Source organism: Burkholderia sp. AU31624 (assembly GCF_020420065.1).
Lineage (GTDB): Bacteria > Pseudomonadota > Gammaproteobacteria > Burkholderiales > Burkholderiaceae > Burkholderia.
Genome location: NZ_JAIZRT010000004.1, coordinates 219,207 through 236,229, shown reverse-complemented (window position 1 = coordinate 236,229; position 17,023 = coordinate 219,207). Strand labels below are relative to the sequence as shown.

Here is a 17,023-nt window from a genome sequence, read left to right as displayed (position 1 = left end):
ATCGTGCGAGCTGATTCACAAGTCTATGACCTTGGCGACGGACTGTCGGCCACCGGTAACGGTGTCGCAATCCGCGGCGGCTACTACACCTTTATGGCGGATGGTATCGCGGGCGGCGCAACGATCAGCCTTCAGATCCAGCACCCGGACGGTACTTGGTGCGACGTCGGAGCGCTGGCGGGAAATGCGCTTGTCAAGACGATCACGCTGCCGTTCATGGTTTCGCCCGTTGTGCTACCGGCGTGCACCGTGCGCGTGGCCATCAATGGCGGCAGCGGCATGTCGACCAATGCAAGTCTCGCGGGGATTGGCTGATGAAAACCATTGTCGTCCCGTATGAAGCGGGCCACCTGCATCGGCTGCAATTGCAGGATGCGCAGGCGTTCGCGCACGCGCTGATAAACGGCGCCAACGCGAAGGCGCTCGAGAATCCGCGGTCGTTTTCGGTGGTCGGTGACGACGGCGAAGTGTATGCCTGCGGCGGCCTGACCGAGTTGTGGACGCACCGCGCGCTCGCCTGGTCGCTGGTCAGTCGTCACGCGGGGCGCCACATGCTTTTGATCCACCGCGCTATCCAGCGTTATCTCGATGCGTCGCCATTCCGTCGCATCGAGATGGAAGTCGATTGCGAGTTTGAAGCCGGGCACCGTTGGGCACGGATGCTCGGCTTCACGATGGAATGTGAACGCATGCGCTGCCAGGGTGCAGACGGTCGAGACAACGCTCTCTACGCAAAGGTGAAGGACCATGGCTGATCCGATCTCAATGAGCACCGTACTGATGGCATCAAGCGCGGTCATCGGCGCTGTAGGCGCCGTACGCGCCGGGCAGGCGCAGGCCGGCGCGGCGAACTACAACGCCCTGGTGGCGCAGCAGAACGCGGGTATCACCAACGCGCAGGGCGTGGCGGCTGCCGACGCACAGTGGCGCAATGCCGAGCGCCGCATTGGCTCGTCGATCGCTGCGTTCGGTGGTTCGGGCGTGCAGGGCTCGACAGGCTCGCCGACCGACGTGCTGGCCGATAACGTCCAGAACGCCACGCTCGACAACCTCACTACGCAGTACAACTACAAGTTGCGCGGGCTCGGTTTTCAGGATCAAGCATCGCTCGACCAAGCGCAGGCGTCGAACGCATCGACGGCAAGCTACCTGTCGGCAGCGGGTGGCCTGGCCGGCGCAGCGGGGCAAGCTACCTACATGAGCAAGGGCGGTGGCGGTTACCCCATCCCCGGCTACGGGTATGGCGGCTATGGCGGCTCGCCCACTTACGGTTTCGGTGGCTGAACAGAAATCCCGACTTACAACCAGCATGTAACGCCACAAAGTGGCATTGGCAGGGAACCCTATGAAACCTGAATGCGTATCCGCGTTGAACGCGGCAGCTGGCCGTCAACTCTCCAACGCAGAGATCGATGCGATCGACGAGCGCCTGCACGGCGCGCTGCGCGAGATGAGCCTCAAGGATCACGCCGGCTTCATGGCGATGTCGCCGACCGAGCGTGCCACCGAAGCGGCCAAGATGGCGAAGGAGTGGATGCTCCAGGATCGGGTGCGTGCGCACGAACAGTCGATTCTCGAAGCGTCGCGCAAAGCGTCGCTGCAATCCGATCTCGACAGCGTGAAGCCGGGGCTGCGCGGGCAGGTGCACACGCTGAAGAACAAGATCGTGGCGCTCGAGTCGCGCGTCGACGCGATGGCGGCCAACCACTTCCGGTTGCTCGATGGGCTGCACGAGGTGGACCCTGGCCGGCTACTCGGCACGTTGCAGAACCCGGAGAAGCAGCGCGACATCGCCGCCGCGCTGTTCGGCGAGCAGTCCAGCCCGGAAGCGCGCACGGCTGCCGACAGCATCAAGTCGATGATGGACACGCTGGCCGATCGCTTCCAGCGCGCCGGCCTGACGCTGAACAAGCGGGACGACTACCGGATGCCGCAGCCGCAAGATCCGCTCAAGGTGGCGGCGAGCCGCGACGCGTGGGTCGAAGACCATCTGAACTGGGTTGATCGCCGCGCCTACGTCAACGCAGACGGGCGCCCGATGAACGATGACGAGCTGCGCCGGATGCTCGGCGAGTCGTGGCGCTCGATCGCCACGGATGGCGCGAACAAGCGCGCGGAGGAAACGACGCGCGGCGGCTCGGCCATCGTGGGCAGCGGCAAGAACGCGCCGCGGCAGCTGTTCTTCAAGAACTCGGCAGCATGGTCGGACGCCATGCAGAAGTACGGCGGCACGACGAATATGTACGAACTGCTGAATTCGCACGTCCGGTCGATGACGAAGGACATCGCAGTGGCCGAGCAGTTCGGGCGCAACGCCGAAGACAACGTGCGGCAGGCGATGGCACGCGCCTACGAGAACGATCAGCGTGCGCTCACGACCGACAAGGATCGGTCGCGTCTCGCGTCGATGCAGGCCAAGACGGCGCGCTTGTTCGACACCTACCTGCACCCGATGCGCCCCGGCAGCGAGGGGTGGGCGAACGCAATGGTGCAGTTGCGCGGCCTGATGGCGTCCAGCCAGCTCGGCTCGCTGTTCGGCGCGCTGCCGGATCTCGCCGGCATGAAGCTGGCCGCCGAGCACAGTGGTCTGCCGGCGTTCCGCATGTTCCGCAACAGCGTCGACAGCGTGCTCGCGGGCGGCGAGAAGAAGGCATTCCTGAACAAGCTCGGCATCTGGCAGGAAGGCTTTACCCACCTGAATAGCCGGATGGCAGAGGAAAACATCAAGTCGGGCTACGGCACTTGGCTCAACGAGATGACGCACCGGCTGATGGGGCTGAACGCCTACGACCGCGGGATGCGTGCCGGCATGGGGCGCACGGTCATGGATACGCTCGGTCGCTTCACGCGTGAGCACGACACGTTGGCGAGCGCTGAAGGCGAAGCGCGATTGCTGCAAGAGAACGGCATTACGGAGAACCACTGGCAGGTGTGGCGCAAAGCCGAACTCGACAAGGGCTACCACGGCAACGAGCACCTGCTGACGCCGCAATCGATCTACGACATCAAGGACCCGAGTGTGACGCCAGCGATGAAAGATGCCGCCGCTGAGAAGCTGCTCGAAGTCACCTACGGCCAGATGCAGTACGGTGCGCGCGGCGCGTCGCGCAGCAGCATGGAAGACCGCGATGCGATGGGCGTGGCGCGGCTGCCGGCGGGCACGATCGCCGGGGAACTGGCGCGCTTCGCGTTGCAGTTCAAGTCCGTGCCGGTCGGCATCTTCCGCGCGCACTGGGAGCGCATGCAGAGTCACACCACGTGGGGCGCCAAGGCAGCATACGGCGCGCGCTTCGTGGCCTACTCGGCGCTGATGGGCGCGCTTGCCACCGAGATTAAGGCGATGATCAATGGCCAGAATCCGCGCACCATGAACATCTCGACGCCGGAAGGCCGCAAGTTCTGGCTCGAGTCGGCGGCGGCCGGCGGCGGCTTCGGCCTGTACGGGGACCTGTTCCTCAACGGGCAGACGGCCGGCCAGTCCGGCGTCGAGACGTTGCTTGGGCCGGGAGTGTCGGCGCACTTTGGGATCAGGTCCAGCAGATCCGCCAAGCGGAAGGCGATGCACTGAATGGGGAAACCTCGCATCCGTACCTGCTGAGCGAGATCCGGTGGATTCGCCGCAACGCCGTGCCGTTCGCGAATCTCTGGTACGCCAAGGCTGCATTCAATCGGCTGGTGTATGACGCCTTGCAAGAGAACCTGGCGCCGGGCTCGTCGGACAAGCAGCGACAGCGAATGGAAGCGCGGGGCGCGTCGTACTGGTGGGCGCCGGGGCCGGATAGCGAGCCAACCGCACCGGATCTGAGCACGGCCTTCAAGTAACAACGGCCGCGACTCGTTGCTCTCGTCGCAACCGGTTGCGATGAGAGCAACAAAATTCTACAAAAACACTGGAATATGGAATTTTCTTGCTAAGATGCCGTGGCGGCACTATGATTAATCAACGTTAACGACGGTTAATCTTGGTGACGGGGGAGTGATGAAGCGAGAAGACATGTGCCTGCGGCCGGCTACCGACATGGGGCAAATCAGCATCGACGCGTACGCCTTCGAGAAGTTGAAGGACAGCACGTGGAAACGCGTCGAGCTGCGGGAAATAAACGGCGGCGACTGGTTTCGATACAGGGTTAAGCGTGGGCACGAGCAGTTCGGTTTGATGTACCAGGCGGCCGAAGACGCGCGGCCCGATCCGGACGCCCCGCAGTACCACTGCGTGCGGGCCGCACGTGTCGCCGTCGATCGATCACGAATGAGGCTTTAACCAACCTGCGACACATCCGCCGCGCCGGCCACTGGCCCGCGCGGCTTTTGCTTTAGGGAGAGAACAATGGAAAAGGTATTGAACTTGCTGCCGAAGGAGGCAGCGGAGCGGTTGCGCACGACGGTCGGAACACTTGCAGTGTGGCGAGTGAAAGGCCAAGGGCCGCGCTATATCAAGATGGGCCGAAAAGTTTTGTACCCGTTGCCCGAGATCGAAGCTTTCGAACGCGAACACCTGCGATCAAATACGACCGGCGTTCGCGACAATTGCCGATAGCCTAGAATCGAGCGTCTACAAAATCTAAACCGGGGAAACAAAGTGAGGCTACTGTCACGCTGCGCGGCTATTTTGATTACATTGCTTGCGGCTTTACCCTCGCTTTCCGAGGCGCAGGCACTGAATCCGGCATTCTTGCGAAGTACCGTTCTGATCGCCTATCAAAAGGGGCCTTCGAGCTTTTCCTTTGGCAGTGGGTTCTTTATCTTCCGCTCGACCAAGGGAGATGGGGGACAAGTACTGCTCATCACCAACAAACATGTACTTCCGCCGGAAGGGGCAGCGACCAGCATACAAGTCAGAGTCACCGTCGCGGACGGCGGCACAGCGACTGTTCAGGGTGTTGAAATTCCGGTTGTAGGTTCCGATGGCAAATATCTGCCGACAGTGCGGTTACACCCAAATCCAGGCTTCGATGTCGCAGCGGTCAACGTCACGGAGGCTATTGTTACCCACCATATCCAAGGCGCGTGGATTCCGGAGGGTCTCCTGTCGACCCCAGAGCGGCTAAAAAACGAGAACATCACGGTTGGCGACGAAATTTATTTGCTTGGCTACCCGAACGCGATCTTCGACGCGCGCAACATATCGCCAATTCTCCGCACGGGTGTAATCGCGACGGTCCCGTCTGAAGGATACGCGTTCAACGACTCGCTGAGGCAACAGTTCGGCTTGCCAGACCGCATCGATGGGTTTCTGATTGACGCTAATGTGTACCCGGGGTCGAGCGGCAGCGTCGTCATACTTAAGCAACAGGCTGCCGCAGTCGGATCGCAAGCCGCTATGGTTCTGAGTCGCGCTAAGAAGACTCCTTACATCTTGGGCATCGTAGCGGATTCGATACCGATCACTGATCACGCACTGGGTTCAACCCAGCGCATGGGACTGGGTGTCGTGTACTCGTCCGAAGCGATCCGCACGGTCGTGGATAGTTTCCCAAAGTGAACAGTAGTCTAGCCGGGGCCTCAGTCGTTGGGCTGTCCTCGTAGCTGTTACCTGTAGTGTTACCTTATTGCCGTTTTATTGAGGTAACGCGCGGGTGATCCAGAAACGAAAAACCCCCGAAGCCTTACGGCGCGGGGGTTTCGCGGTACTAATACGTGGTCGGAGCGATAGGATTCGAACCTACGACCCTCTGATCCCAAATCAGATGCGCTACCAGGCTGCGCTACGCTCCGACGAGCCAAAGATTGTATCGTTGAATATCCGATCCGGTCAATCCCTATATGCGGGCAAATGCCGCGGCGGCAAACGCCCGCAATTTGCGACAATTCGCCCGATCATCGGCGGCCCGCTCGCCGAAGCAAGGAGAACATCATGATGAACCTGATCCTGTGGCGCCACGCCGAAGCCGAAGACTACGCGACGAGCGATCTCGCGCGTCAGTTGACCGTCCGGGGCCGCAAGGACGCGCAGGCGATGGCCAAATGGCTGCGTGGCCGGCTCGAGACGAACGCCGTGATCCTCGCGAGCCCGGCGGCCCGCACCGTGCAGACGGTCGAGGCGCTGACCGACCAGTACCGGACGGTCGACACGCTCGCGCCGGGCGGCGGCGTCGACGACGTGCTGGCGGCGGCCGGCTGGCCGGAGGGCATCGCGCCGACGGTCGTGATCGTCGGTCACCAGCCGACGCTCGGCAGCGTTGCCGCGCAGCTGATCGCCGGCGGCGACGACAGCTGGAGCGTCAAGAAGGGCGGAATCGTGTGGCTGGCGAGCCGCACGCGTGACGGCAGCCGGCAGGCCGTATTGCGTGCGGTATTGACGCCCGACCTGCTGTGAGGCCCGCCTGAAGAGCTTTGAAGGGATTGATCATACGGTTTCGCAAGCTTTCTGCTAAAGTCAATTCGGCGACACGTCATTGAAAGGACACGGTCGTGCCACATAACGGTCACGGCCGATTACTACATTGGCGGGCATGTCGCCCTATTCCTTACGACCAGGAAAGCCTAATGCGAGAACTGCCGACGCCTACGCTCCCTTTTGCCTCGCTGCCCCTCGACACGTCGCGGCGCCACCTGCCGCGCGCTGCTGAAACCGTCACATCGGAGTATCGCCTGCGCGCCGCGTGGGCGCGTACCGAAGACGAATTGCGCGAAGCCCAGCGCCTGCGTTATAGCGTGTTCGCCGAAGAGATGGGCGCGCAGGTCAGCGGCCCCTCCGGTCTCGACGTCGATCCGTTCGATGCGTACTGCGACCACCTGCTGGTTCGCGATCTCGACACCCTGAAGGTCGTCGGTACGTATCGCGTGCTGCCGCCGCACCAGGCGGCGCGTGTCGGCCGCCTGTACGCCGAAGGCGAATTCGACCTGTCGCGCCTCACGCATCTGCGCGGCAAGATGGTCGAGGTCGGCCGCTCGTGCGTGCACAGCGACTACCGCAGCGGCGCCGTCATCATGGCGCTGTGGGGCGGCCTTGGCGCGTACATGATGCAGAACGGCTACGAGACGATGCTCGGCTGCGCGAGCGTGTCGATGGCCGACGGCGGCCACTACGCGGCGAATCTGTACCAGTCGCTGTCGGCAGGCTCGCTGACGGCGCCGGAATATCGCGCGTTCCCGCACACGGCCCTGCCGGTCGACGAACTGCAGACGGGCACCGTCGTGGCGCCGCCGCCGCTGATCAAGGGTTACCTGCGTCTCGGCGCGAAGATCTGCGGTGCGCCGGCCTGGGATCCCGACTTCAACTGTGCGGATTTCCTGACGCTGTTCCGCCTGTCCGACATCAACGCGCGCTACGCCCGCCACTTCCTGGGCTGAGCCGTCGGAATCGCGTCGCGCCCGCTCGCCCGGGCGCGCGCAAGCGAACGCCGTCGCGTGGCACGCGCCGCGTGACGGCGTTTGTCCATCTGATCGATGTGTGTGAGTCGGACCCTGTTAATTTCGGCGATACGCGATCACCACCGTGCCGCGTGACGGCACGTTCGTGAACGGCCCGGGTATGAGCCGGACGCCAGCGGCGCGCTTAATGCTTGCGCCGCCAGTCGAGCAGGTGGTGTTCGGCCATCCAGTGGTGGATCATCCCTTCGCCTTCATGGCTGCGCTTGTATTCGCGCGACTCGAAGAACGACAGGGCGACGAGCACCATCAGACCGACGAACAGCCCGATCAGGCCGGCGATTTCTTCAGACGACATGGCAGCCTCCTTTCCACGGCACAGCGCCATGCGTACATAGTAGGACATGCGCGGCGCGACTCCGAACCGAGATTTCCGCTAGACTCGGCGCGGTCCCGGCGTGCGATGGGCGCGCCGCTTTCCGGAGCCCTACCCGATGAACCGTTTCATGCTGGCCGTGCTGGCCGCATCTTTGCTCGCCGGCTGCACCAGCGATCCGCATCAGGCCCGTCGCGGCCATCCGCCGGAAGATCCGGCCGACTATCACGGCGTGCCCACCGACATGACGCCGCCGTCGATGCTCGACGCGCCGCCGCCGAAACCCACGCAATAATGGCCGGGTCGGCCCGCCGTCAGGCGCGGGCCGCGGGCGCGTCGGCGCCGATGTGCCGCAACAGCGCCGGCAGGTAGCGCGCCAGCGTCGCGCCGCGTGCGGCCATGAACAGCAGCAGCGCGAACCAGAGGCCGTGATTGCCGAACGTGCCGACGGCGGCGAGCGTGGCCACGACGAAGATCGAGAACGACGCGACCATCGCACGCATCAGCGATTGCGTCTGCGTGGCGCCGATGAACACGCCGTCGAGCAGGAACCCCCAGACCGACACGATCGGAGAAAGCGCGGCCCACGGCAGGTAGCGCAGCGCCATTTCGCGGATCTCGGCCTGGTCGGTCAGGCGCGCGACGATCCAGCCGCCGCCGGCCCAGTACACGAGTGCGAACAGCAGCGCGCCGAGCGCCGACCAGAACAGCGTGACGCGTACGGCCTGCCGGAAAGCGCGGCGGTCGCGTGCGCCGGCCGCAGCCCCGACGAGCGCTTCGGCCGCATGCGCGAAGCCGTCGAGGCCGTACGCCATGAACGTCTGGAAATTCAGCAGCAGCGCGTTTGCCGCGAGCGTCGCATCGCCCTGTTTTGCACCGAGGTGCGCGAACCAGCCGAATGCGCCGAGCAGGCACAGCGTGCGCAGGAAGATGTCGCGATTGAGCACGATCAGCCGCTTGAGCGCGACGCGGTCGGCGAGTGCACGTACCGCGATCGGCGCAAGGCCGCGCGGCCGCAGCCGCCACAGCATCCATGCGCCGAGCGCGAAACCGCATGCGTCCGCGGTGGCCGTCGCGGCGCCGATGCCGGCGATACCCCAGCCGAAGCCATACACGTAGAGCAGCACGGCGCCGATGTTCACCGCATTGATGAACACCTGCGCGACGAGCGCGAGCCGCACGCGCTGCATGCCGAGCAGGTAGCCGAGCACGACGTAGTTCGCGAGCGCGAACGGGGCGCTCCAGATTCGCGCGTGGCTGTAGGCAAGCGCCGTGGTGCGGACGGCATCGCTGCCGCCGAGCGCGGACAGCGCACATGACAGCAGCGGCACCTGCAGCGCCAGTACCGCGGCGCCGAGTGCGAACGCGACGATCAACGCGCGCAGCAGGTTCAGGCGGATCCCGGCGGCGTCGCCGGCGCCATGCGCCTGCGCGACGAGGCCCGTCGTCCCCATCCGCAGGAAACCGAACCCCCAGAACACGAAATTGAAGAACAGCCCGCCGAGCGCGACGCCGCCCAGGTACTGCGTGCCGTCGAGGTGGCCCGCGACGGCCGTGTCGACGGCACCGAGGATCGGCTGGGTCAGGTTCGCGAGGACGATCGGGAACGCGAGCGCGAGGACACGCCGGTGCGTGACGGCGGCCGTGCCGGCCCCGTGCGGTAACGCGGCTTCGGACATGGCGGACGCGTCAGGCGCGTTCCTGCACGCAGACCCAAGGCGAGACGACGACCGCCCACAGCTCCGGGTTGCGCGCCGCGTAATCGGCAGCGGTTTCGGCCGGCATGCGCGCGACGAGGCCCGACGACAGCCAGCGCGTGACCTGCTCGGCATCGTCGTCGGCAACGGCTTCCGCGACGCTGACGAGATCGAGGTCGCGTGCGACGGACAGCAGCTTGCCCTGCGCGAAGAAGCGTTCGAGATCGCACCAGTCGATCTTGGCGGTTTCGCCGAGGAGTTTGGCGTAGAGCGGGCTGTGCGACGCGCCCGCGTCGGAGTGGTGATCAGAGGACATCGTTTTCTAGGAAAGACTGCGTGGTGGCGCCACTATAAACCATCCGGCCGGGCCGGCGGCACGGGGGCGGCCAGCCTACGCGTCGCGCAGCGCGCGGCGCACGATCTTGCCGGTCGCGGTCATCGGCAGGCTGTCGACGAACGCGATCGCGCGCGGATACTCGTGCGCGGCGAGGCGCGTGCGCACATGTGCCTGCAGCGCCTGCACGAGCGACTCGTCGCCGGCGTGGCCGGGATTCAGCACCACGAACGCCTTGACGATCTCGGTGCGCGTCGCGTCGGGCACGCCGACGACGGCGGCCATTCGCACCGCCGGATGCGTGAGCAGGCAGTCCTCGATCGGGCCCGGGCCGATCCGGTAGCCGGCGCTCGTGATCACGTCGTCGTCGCGGCCGACGAAGCGCACGAAGCCGTCGGCGTCGATCATGCCGGTGTCGCCGGTGAGCAGGTAGTCGCCGGCGAATTTGTCGCGCGTCGCGTCGGCGTTGCGCCAGTATTCGAGGAACATCACCGGGTCGGGGCGGCGCACCGCGATGCGCCCTTCGACGCCGGGCGGCAGCGGCGTGCCGTCCGCGTCGACGATCGCGACCGCATGGCCGGGCACCGCCTTGCCGATCGCGCCGGGCTGCGCATCGAACAGCGCGGCGCACGACGACAGCACCATGTTGCACTCGGTCTGCCCGTAGAACTCGTTGATCGTCACGCCGAGCGCGTCGCGCCCCCAGGCCGTCAGCTCGGTGCCGAGCGATTCCCCGCCGCTCGCGACGGATTTCAGCGACAGCGCGTAGCGTTCGCGCGGTGCCGCGACGGTGCGCATCAGCTTCAGCGCGGTGGGCGGCAGGAATGCGTGGGTGACACCGTGCCGCGCCATCAGCGCGAACGCCGCGTCGCCGTCGAATTTCTCGAAGCGGCGCGCAAGCACCGGCACGCCGTGATGCCATGACGGCAGCAGCACGTCGAGCAGGCCGCCGATCCATGCCCAGTCAGCGGGCGTCCAGAACAGGCGCGCGTCGCGCGGGAAGCGCTGCTGCGACATCTCGACGCCCGGCAGGTGGCCCAGCAGCACGCGATGCGCGTGCAGTGCGCCTTTCGGTTTGCCCGTCGTGCCGGACGTATAGATGATGACCGCCGGATCGTCGGCGGCCGTATCGGCCGGCACGAAGTCGGGTGTTTCGGCGGCGATCGCCGCGTCGTAGCGCAGCACGCCCGGGTAATCGGGCGTATCGGGTTGATCGGGCGCATCGTCGCCGATGCAGTAGACGGTATGCAGTGCCGGCAGCCGGGCGCGCAGCGGCGCGATTTTCGCGTAGCCGGCCGCATCGGTGACGAGCGCGGCCGCCTCGCTGTTCGCGAGCCGGTATTCGAGCGCATCGACGCCGAACAACGTGAAGAGCGGCACCGCGATTGCGCCGAGCTTGTACGCGGCGAGGTGCGCGACGGCCGTTTCGGGGCCCTGCGCGAGAAAGATGCCGATCCGGTCGCCGCGCCGAAGGCCGGCGCGCGCAAAGCTGTTCGCGAGCCGGTTAGAGGCATTCCTCAGGTCGTCGAACGTGATGCGGAAAACGTCGCCTCGCGCGGTTTCATGGATCAGCGCGAGGCGTCCGCTGCCGTCCGCCCACTTGTCGCAGACGTCCACGCCGATGTTGTAACGCGCCGGAACGTCCCACGCGAAGCGGGAGAGCAGGTCGTCGTAGTGGTCGGCGGCGGGCAGCATCGAGGTGTCTCCTGGGGACGAACGTGGCGTCGCGCGAGCGGCTTACATCAGGATTTCACGCAAACGAATCCACAATGGCGTCCGAGGGTAGGGAATCTTCGTACTCGTCCAATAGCCTCGGCTCAGTGCACGATTCCACAATGACGCATAAGATCACGAAAAAATCAGTGTGTGACCATGGATTTGCTTCTGATAGCTGCGGGGTTCAGCCTGATCGGAATCGGCGTACTGGTAGCGTTTGCCCGTCACGTCGATCCGTTGTCCGGCCGGTTCACCGGACGTCTGCGCAAGCGCTGACATCACCTTTCCCGGTTTTCACCGCGACGACACGCGATGCGTGCCGGCATCGCGTGTCGTCCATCGGGTGCTCAGCGCGCCGGCAGGTAGCGTGACGGGTCGATCGATCGGCCGCCGTAGCGCAACTCGAAATGCAGCGCGACCCGATCGCTGTCGCTGTTGCCCATCTCGGCGATCGATTGCCCTTGCGTGACCGACTGGCCTTCCTTCACCAGCAGCGCGCGGTTATGCGCGTAGGCGGTCAGGTAATCGGCGTTGTGCTTGAGGATGATCAGGTTGCCGTAGCCGCGCAGCCCGTTACCCGCATAGACCACCACACCCGGCGCAGCCGCGACCACCGGCGTGCCCGGCGAGTTCGCGATGTCGATGCCCTTCGATTTCGAGCCGTCGAACGTGCGGACCACATTGCCGGCGGCCGGCCAGATCAGCGCGATACTCGTGGCCGGCTTGACGGCCGATTCGACCGGAGCGGACGGCGCGGGGCGGGCCCGGCCGGCACTGCCGGTGCCGGTGGTCGACGGCGTCGAGGCGGTGGTCGTGCCGGGCGGCGGCACGACGCGCAGCACCTGGCCGACTTCGATCGCATCGGGGTTCGTCATCTGGTTCCAGCGCACGATGTTCGATACCGACGTGCGGTTGTCGCGCGCGATCTTGTAGAGCGTATCGCCGCGCTCGACGCGATAGAACCCGGGGCCGACGGGCGCGGAGCCGCATGCGACGAGCAGGGCGGCGCAGGCGGCTGCGAAGAGTCGCTTCGTTGTTGTTCCGAACATTGAACCTCGCAAAACCCTGCCGCGCGTGACGCGGCAGGCAACACAAAACGTCCGATTTTAACGGGTTCGACCCGCGCACCGCAGTTTGGGCCGTTATCGGGACTGCGGCGCACCGGTTCCACGCGTTGCCTGATGGCGTTTCAGCCTGCGTATCAAGCTTGCGTATCAGCCGGCGAGCGGAAGGACGCGAATCCGCAGCGTGGCCGTTTCGGTCGCGCCCGGCGCGAGCAGGCGCAGCCCGAGGCCGTTGTGGATCGCATCCGGCAGGCCGAGCCACGGTTCGACGCAATAGAAGTCCGAATCCGGCTTCTCGGTCCAGGTCGTCACCGCGTACCACGGGATCGAGCCCGGCACGTCGAGCGCGATCTCGATCGTGCGGCGGCGGCCCGGCATCACGATGCGCACCGGCATGGCCGGCACGCTGTCGAGGCAGTGGAAGCGGTCGAGGATGTCCGGGTTGTCGAGGTGATAACGGGCTTCGCCCGGTTCGGGCGTGCTGATCGAACCGTCGGCCTGCTGCGCGCAACGATGCGTGGGCGGCAGCTCGAGCGTGGTGTCGGCGCGTTCGCCGTGCGGCAGCGCGAAATAGAAATGGTGGCCGGCGTAGTAGGGCAGCGGCGTGTCGCCGCGATTGGTCGTCGTCAGCGCGACTTCGAGCGTGTGCGAGTCGGCCAGCCGGTAGGTCGTTTCGAACCGGAAGTCGAACGGGTAACTGGCGCGCAGCGCGTCGGTTGCGTCGAGCGTCATCGACAGCGCTGCGCCATCGGCCGACGGTTGCGCGGCGAACGGCAGGTCGCGCGCGAACCCGTGCATCGGCAGGTCGCGCACCACGCCGGCGGCATCGCGCCAGCGGCCGAGTTCGCCGTCGACGCGGTGTCGGCCGAGGAACGGGAACAGCAGCGGGTTGCCGCCGCGCACACGTGCGAGGTTGCTCCAGTCGGCCGTGTCCGGCCAGAAGATCACCGGTTCGCCGTCGACATCCCATGACAGCAGGCGGCCGCCGAATTGCGGAGCGACCCGGACGAGCGACGGGCCGGCGTGAAGTTCGTGAATGTCGTGTTGCTGGAAGGTCGGCATGGCGAATCGGGTTAGGCGGGTGGACGGGAGTGACGCGCTCCATTATCGGGCCGTGGCGGCTCGGGGAAAACCCTTCTCGGGAAATCGCGAGTTTTTAAGACTGTCATCGGTCGGGATAATGGCTCTAAACCGGTGATGTTGCCGGGTCATGACACTTCGTGGAGGGGGCCATGGATCTGGCAATGGCAATGGGTATCGCACTGTTCGGCATGTTTACCGGCAGCACGGTATTATTTTTCTATCAGCTCGGCCGCTGACGGCAATTCCTGCCGAAGTCGAAAGGCCCGCCATGCAAATGGCGGGCTTTTTGCTTTCTGGGTGCTTACAAATTGCAAGCGTTTGTGTGCATTGCCGCAATATCCAGCCAAATGCCTTGGCGCAGTAATCCGGGCTCGGCATAATCGGGGCGCGTTTTTACGGACGCGCATCGCGTCGTCCACTTCTCTTTCCGCTTGATTTTCACTAAAAGGACCGACGCGTGAGTCTCTGGTTTCTGGTATTCCTGAGCGTCCTGCAGGGCGTCACCGAACTCTTCCCCGTCAGCAGCCTTGGCCATACGCTGCTCGTGCCGGCGCTGTTCGGCATGCACATCGACAAGCACGCACCGCAACTGCTGCCGTTCCTCGTCGCGCTGCACCTCGGCACCGCGCTGGCGCTGCTGTGGTATTTCCGCGCGCGCTGGATCGCGTTGATCAGCGGCTTCTTCGCGCAGCTCGGCGGCCGCAAGAACGACGACGGGCACCTGATGTGGGCGCTCATCATCGGTACGATCCCGACCGGCATCGTCGGGCTGCTCCTCGAGAAGCGCATCGAACGCGTGTTCCACGACCTGCGGATCGTCGCGGTCGCGCTGATCGTGAACGGCGTACTGCTGTGGCTCGGCGATCGCATCCAGCGCAGCCGCGCGCATCAGGCTCCGGAGAAGATGACGTTCAAGCAGGCGTTCTTTGTGGGCCTCGCGCAGATCGGCGCGCTGATTCCGGGCTTCTCGCGCAGCGGGCTGACGATGATCGCCGGCAACGCCGCGGGGCTGACGGCGGAGAAGGCCGCGGAATTCTCGTTCCTGCTCGGTACGCCGATCATTTTCGCGGCGGGGGTGCTCGAGCTGCCGAAGCTGTTCCATGCGCGCGACCAGCTCGCCGATGCGCTGCTCGGCGGCGTGCTGACGGCGATCGCCGCGTATCTGAGCGTGCGGTTCCTGATGCGTTACTTCGAAGGGCGTGGCCGGCTGGCTTCGTTCGGCGTGTATTGCGTGATCGCCGGTGTGTTCTGCCTTGGCTGGTTCATGCTGCATCCGCAGCCGGTTTGATGCTGCGAAGGCCGATCTCGCGTGATGTGGCGCGATGATCGGGTATAATTTCGGGCTCGGCTTCATGCCGGGCCCGTTTTGCTTCGGGGCTTCGAGGTTGGTGGTTTTGCTGCCGCCTGAAGCTTTGTGTCAAACGCAGCCCGCGCCGGCCGTGTCTTTTCTCCCCGACCGCCCTTAGCTCAGTTGGATAGAGCAACGGCCTTCTAAGCCGTAGGTCACACGTTCGAATCGTGTAGGGCGGGCCAGTTTGATCCCTAGAAGACCCTCACCAGTCCGCCCCAGGTTACCCAACCCCCTCACTCCACCGTCACCGATTTCGCCAGATTCCTCGGCTTGTCGATATCCGCGCCACGCAAACACGCCGCGTGATACGCAAGCAGCTGTAACGGCACCACATGCAGGATCGGCGACAACAACCCGTAGTAATCGGGCATCCGCAGCACCGACACGCCTTCGCTGTTGTCGATCCGCGTATCGGCATCGGCGAACACGTAAAGCTGCCCGCCGCGCGCCCGCACCTCCTGCATGTTCGACTTCAGCTTCTCGAGCAACGCGTCGTTCGGCGCGATCGTGGCAACGGGCATCGTATGCGTCACGAGCGCGAGCGGCCCATGTTTCAACTCGCCCGCAGGATACGCCTCCGCATGGATATACGAAATCTCCTTCAGCTTCAGCGCGCCTTCGAGCGCGATCGGGTAGTGCAGCCCGCGCCCGAGAAACAGCGCGTTTTCGTGCTGCGAGAATTCCGCCGCCCAGCGCGCGATCTGCGGTTCGAGCCCGAGCACATCCTGGAGCGCACCCGGCAGCCGCCGCAATTGCATCGTGTAGCGCGCGAGCTGCGCATCGTCGACGTAGCCGCGCAGCCGTCCGAGCGTGACGGCGAGAATGAACAGCGCGACGAGCTGCGTCGTGAACGCCTTGGTCGACGCGACGCCGATTTCCGGGCCTGCCCGCGTCAGGAAGCGCAGGCCGGTCTGGCGCATCATCGCGCTGGTCGGCACGTTGCAGATCGCCAGCGTGTCGATATGGCCGAGCGCCTGCGCGTACTTGAGCGCGGCGAGCGTGTCGGCGGTCTCGCCGGATTGGGACACGCTGACCACCAGCGTGTTCGGCATCGCGAGCGCATCGCTGTAACGGTATTCGCTCGCGATCTCGACCTGCGCGGGGATGCGCGCGATCGTTTCGAGCCAGCGGCGCGCGGTCAGGCCGGAATAGTGGCTCGTGCCGCACGCGAGAATCAGCACGTTGTCGATCTGGTCGAACGCCCGCGCGGCATCCGGGCCGAATACGGCCGGATCGAACAGCCCCGCATCCGGGATGGTCGCGGCCACGGCCTGCGGCTGCTCGAAAATTTCCTTCTGCATGAAGTGCCGGTACGGCCCGAGTTCGACCGCGGCCTGCGCGGAGGAAATGGTTTGCACCGCGCGCTCGACCGGTGCGCCGCCGCGATCGAGCACGCGTACGCCGCCCGGCGTCAACTCGACGACGTCGCCTTCCTCGAGAAAGATGAAGCGGTCGGTGATGCCGGCGAGCGCGAGCGCATCGGAGGCGAGAAAGCATTCGCCGTCCTTCACGCCGACGACGAGCGGTGAGCCGACTTTCGCGCCGATCAGCCGCTGCGGCTCGTGCTTGCTGAACACGGCGATCGCGTACGCGCCATGAAGCTGCGAAGTCGCTGCACGGACGGCGGCGAGCAGATCGCCGCGGTACTGGCTGTGGATCAGGTGCGCGACGACCTCGGTGTCGGTCTGGCCGTCGAATTCGTAGTGCGCGTCGGAAAGTTGCTTGCGCAACGTTTCGTGGTTTTCGATGATGCCGTTATGCACGAGCGCGATTTCGTCGCGCGAGAAGATCGGATGCGCGTTGCAGGTTGCCGGCGCGCCATGGGTCGCCCAGCGCGTGTGCGCGATACCGGTGCTGCCGGTCAGGCCGGCGCTGCGCACGTGGGCGTCGAGATCGGCGACGCGCGACATGCTGCGCTCCCGGCGCGGCTGGCCGTTGACGACCGTCGCGACCCCGCATGAATCGTAGCCGCGATATTCAAGGCGGCGCAAACCTTCAATCAGAATCGGGACGATGTCCCGTTGCGCGACCGCGCCGACGATGCCACACATGACACGCCTCCTTCCCTGACATTTTTGCCGGATCGGATGC

Annotated in this window: 18 protein-coding genes and 2 tRNA genes; 12 read left to right on the top strand and 8 right to left on the bottom strand. The window is 65.2% G+C overall.

Annotation, left to right across the window (positions count from 1 at the left end; genetic code table 11):
• Window positions 1-3: 3 nt before the first annotated feature.
• From LGM89_RS16185 to LGM89_RS16155, 7 genes are all read left to right on the top strand, one after another.
• The gene (locus LGM89_RS16185; protein ID WP_226273419.1) at window positions 4-315 is read left to right on the top strand and encodes a hypothetical protein; all 312 of its coding nucleotides are present in this window, start codon (window positions 4-6) and stop codon (window positions 313-315) included.
• Entirely contained in the window at window positions 315-755 is a 441-nt protein-coding gene (locus LGM89_RS16180; protein WP_226273418.1) for a hypothetical protein, read from the top strand. Before LGM89_RS16185 ends, LGM89_RS16180 begins: the two co-directional genes overlap by 1 nt.
• Entirely contained in the window at window positions 748-1,284 is a 537-nt protein-coding gene (locus LGM89_RS16175) for a hypothetical protein (RefSeq protein ID WP_226273417.1), read from the top strand. Before LGM89_RS16180 ends, LGM89_RS16175 begins: the two co-directional genes overlap by 8 nt.
• A gap of 193 nt (window positions 1,285-1,477) precedes the next feature.
• Window positions 1,478-3,568, top strand: a complete 2,091-nt coding sequence (locus LGM89_RS16170) for a hypothetical protein (RefSeq protein WP_226273416.1) — start codon at window positions 1,478-1,480, stop codon at window positions 3,566-3,568.
• Between the two features lie 411 nt (window positions 3,569-3,979).
• Window positions 3,980-4,261, top strand: a complete 282-nt coding sequence (locus tag LGM89_RS16165; protein WP_226273415.1) for a hypothetical protein — start codon at window positions 3,980-3,982, stop codon at window positions 4,259-4,261.
• Window positions 4,262-4,327: 66 nt separating this feature from the next.
• Window positions 4,328-4,537, top strand: a complete 210-nt coding sequence (locus LGM89_RS16160; protein WP_226273414.1) for a helix-turn-helix transcriptional regulator — start codon at window positions 4,328-4,330, stop codon at window positions 4,535-4,537.
• A gap of 42 nt (window positions 4,538-4,579) precedes the next feature.
• Window positions 4,580-5,482, top strand: a complete 903-nt coding sequence (locus LGM89_RS16155; protein ID WP_226273413.1) for a S1 family peptidase — start codon at window positions 4,580-4,582, stop codon at window positions 5,480-5,482.
• 156 nt (window positions 5,483-5,638) lie between these two features.
• On the opposite strand, the gene LGM89_RS16150 is transcribed toward LGM89_RS16155, so the two are convergent.
• Window positions 5,639-5,715, bottom strand: a tRNA-Pro gene (locus LGM89_RS16150).
• A gap of 139 nt (window positions 5,716-5,854) precedes the next feature.
• On the opposite strand from LGM89_RS16150, the gene sixA reads away from it, so the two are divergent.
• Window positions 5,855-6,316: a phosphohistidine phosphatase SixA gene (sixA, locus tag LGM89_RS16145; protein WP_089461378.1), complete on the top strand. Its 462-nt coding sequence runs from the start codon at window positions 5,855-5,857 to the stop codon at window positions 6,314-6,316.
• A 170-nt stretch (window positions 6,317-6,486) separates the two neighbouring features.
• Window positions 6,487-7,293, top strand: coding sequence for a GNAT family N-acetyltransferase (locus tag LGM89_RS16140; protein WP_011351620.1), 807 nt, complete (start codon window positions 6,487-6,489; stop codon window positions 7,291-7,293).
• Between the two features lie 205 nt (window positions 7,294-7,498).
• Here LGM89_RS16140 and LGM89_RS16135 read toward each other — a convergent pair whose 3' ends face one another.
• A complete protein-coding gene (locus LGM89_RS16135) occupies window positions 7,499-7,669 on the bottom strand; it encodes a hypothetical protein (protein WP_011351621.1) in 171 nt (56 codons plus the stop codon).
• Between the two features lie 136 nt (window positions 7,670-7,805).
• Between LGM89_RS16135 and LGM89_RS16130 the strand changes: the two genes are divergently transcribed.
• Window positions 7,806-7,982, top strand: coding sequence for a hypothetical protein (locus tag LGM89_RS16130; RefSeq protein WP_089439761.1), 177 nt, complete (start codon window positions 7,806-7,808; stop codon window positions 7,980-7,982).
• Window positions 7,983-8,001: 19 nt separating this feature from the next.
• On the opposite strand, the gene LGM89_RS16125 is transcribed toward LGM89_RS16130, so the two are convergent.
• The 5 genes from LGM89_RS16125 to LGM89_RS16105 all read right to left on the bottom strand — a co-directional run bounded on the left by LGM89_RS16125 (window position 8,002) and on the right by LGM89_RS16105 (window position 13,560).
• Window positions 8,002-9,366, bottom strand: a complete 1,365-nt coding sequence (locus tag LGM89_RS16125; protein WP_226273412.1) for an MATE family efflux transporter — start codon at window positions 9,364-9,366, stop codon at window positions 8,002-8,004.
• A gap of 10 nt (window positions 9,367-9,376) precedes the next feature.
• Window positions 9,377-9,700 carry a DUF2288 domain-containing protein gene (locus LGM89_RS16120; RefSeq protein WP_043182308.1) on the bottom strand — a complete coding sequence of 108 codons (324 nt, stop codon included), beginning with the start codon at window positions 9,698-9,700 and terminating at the stop codon, window positions 9,377-9,379.
• Between the two features lie 75 nt (window positions 9,701-9,775).
• Window positions 9,776-11,413 (bottom strand): acyl-CoA synthetase, encoded by a 1,638-nt coding sequence (locus LGM89_RS16115; RefSeq protein ID WP_226273411.1) that lies wholly within the window; start codon window positions 11,411-11,413, stop codon window positions 9,776-9,778.
• Window positions 11,414-11,781: 368 nt separating this feature from the next.
• Window positions 11,782-12,483, bottom strand: a complete 702-nt coding sequence (locus LGM89_RS16110; protein ID WP_089494582.1) for a peptidoglycan DD-metalloendopeptidase family protein — start codon at window positions 12,481-12,483, stop codon at window positions 11,782-11,784.
• 165 nt (window positions 12,484-12,648) lie between these two features.
• The gene (locus LGM89_RS16105; protein ID WP_226273410.1) at window positions 12,649-13,560 is read right to left on the bottom strand and encodes an aldose epimerase; all 912 of its coding nucleotides are present in this window, start codon (window positions 13,558-13,560) and stop codon (window positions 12,649-12,651) included.
• A 478-nt stretch (window positions 13,561-14,038) separates the two neighbouring features.
• Here LGM89_RS16105 and LGM89_RS16100 point away from each other — a divergent pair, with 478 nt between their 5' ends.
• Complete coding sequence (locus LGM89_RS16100; RefSeq protein ID WP_039347620.1) at window positions 14,039-14,869, top strand: undecaprenyl-diphosphate phosphatase; 831 nt, start codon at window positions 14,039-14,041, stop codon at window positions 14,867-14,869.
• A 168-nt stretch (window positions 14,870-15,037) separates the two neighbouring features.
• Window positions 15,038-15,114 (top strand) — tRNA-Arg (locus LGM89_RS16095).
• A 51-nt stretch (window positions 15,115-15,165) separates the two neighbouring features.
• On the opposite strand, the gene glmS is transcribed toward LGM89_RS16095, so the two are convergent.
• On the bottom strand, window positions 15,166-16,983 hold the full coding sequence (glmS, locus tag LGM89_RS16090; RefSeq protein WP_089494584.1) for a glutamine--fructose-6-phosphate transaminase (isomerizing): 1,818 nt from the start codon (window positions 16,981-16,983) through the stop codon (window positions 15,166-15,168).
• Window positions 16,984-17,023 lie beyond the last annotated feature (40 nt).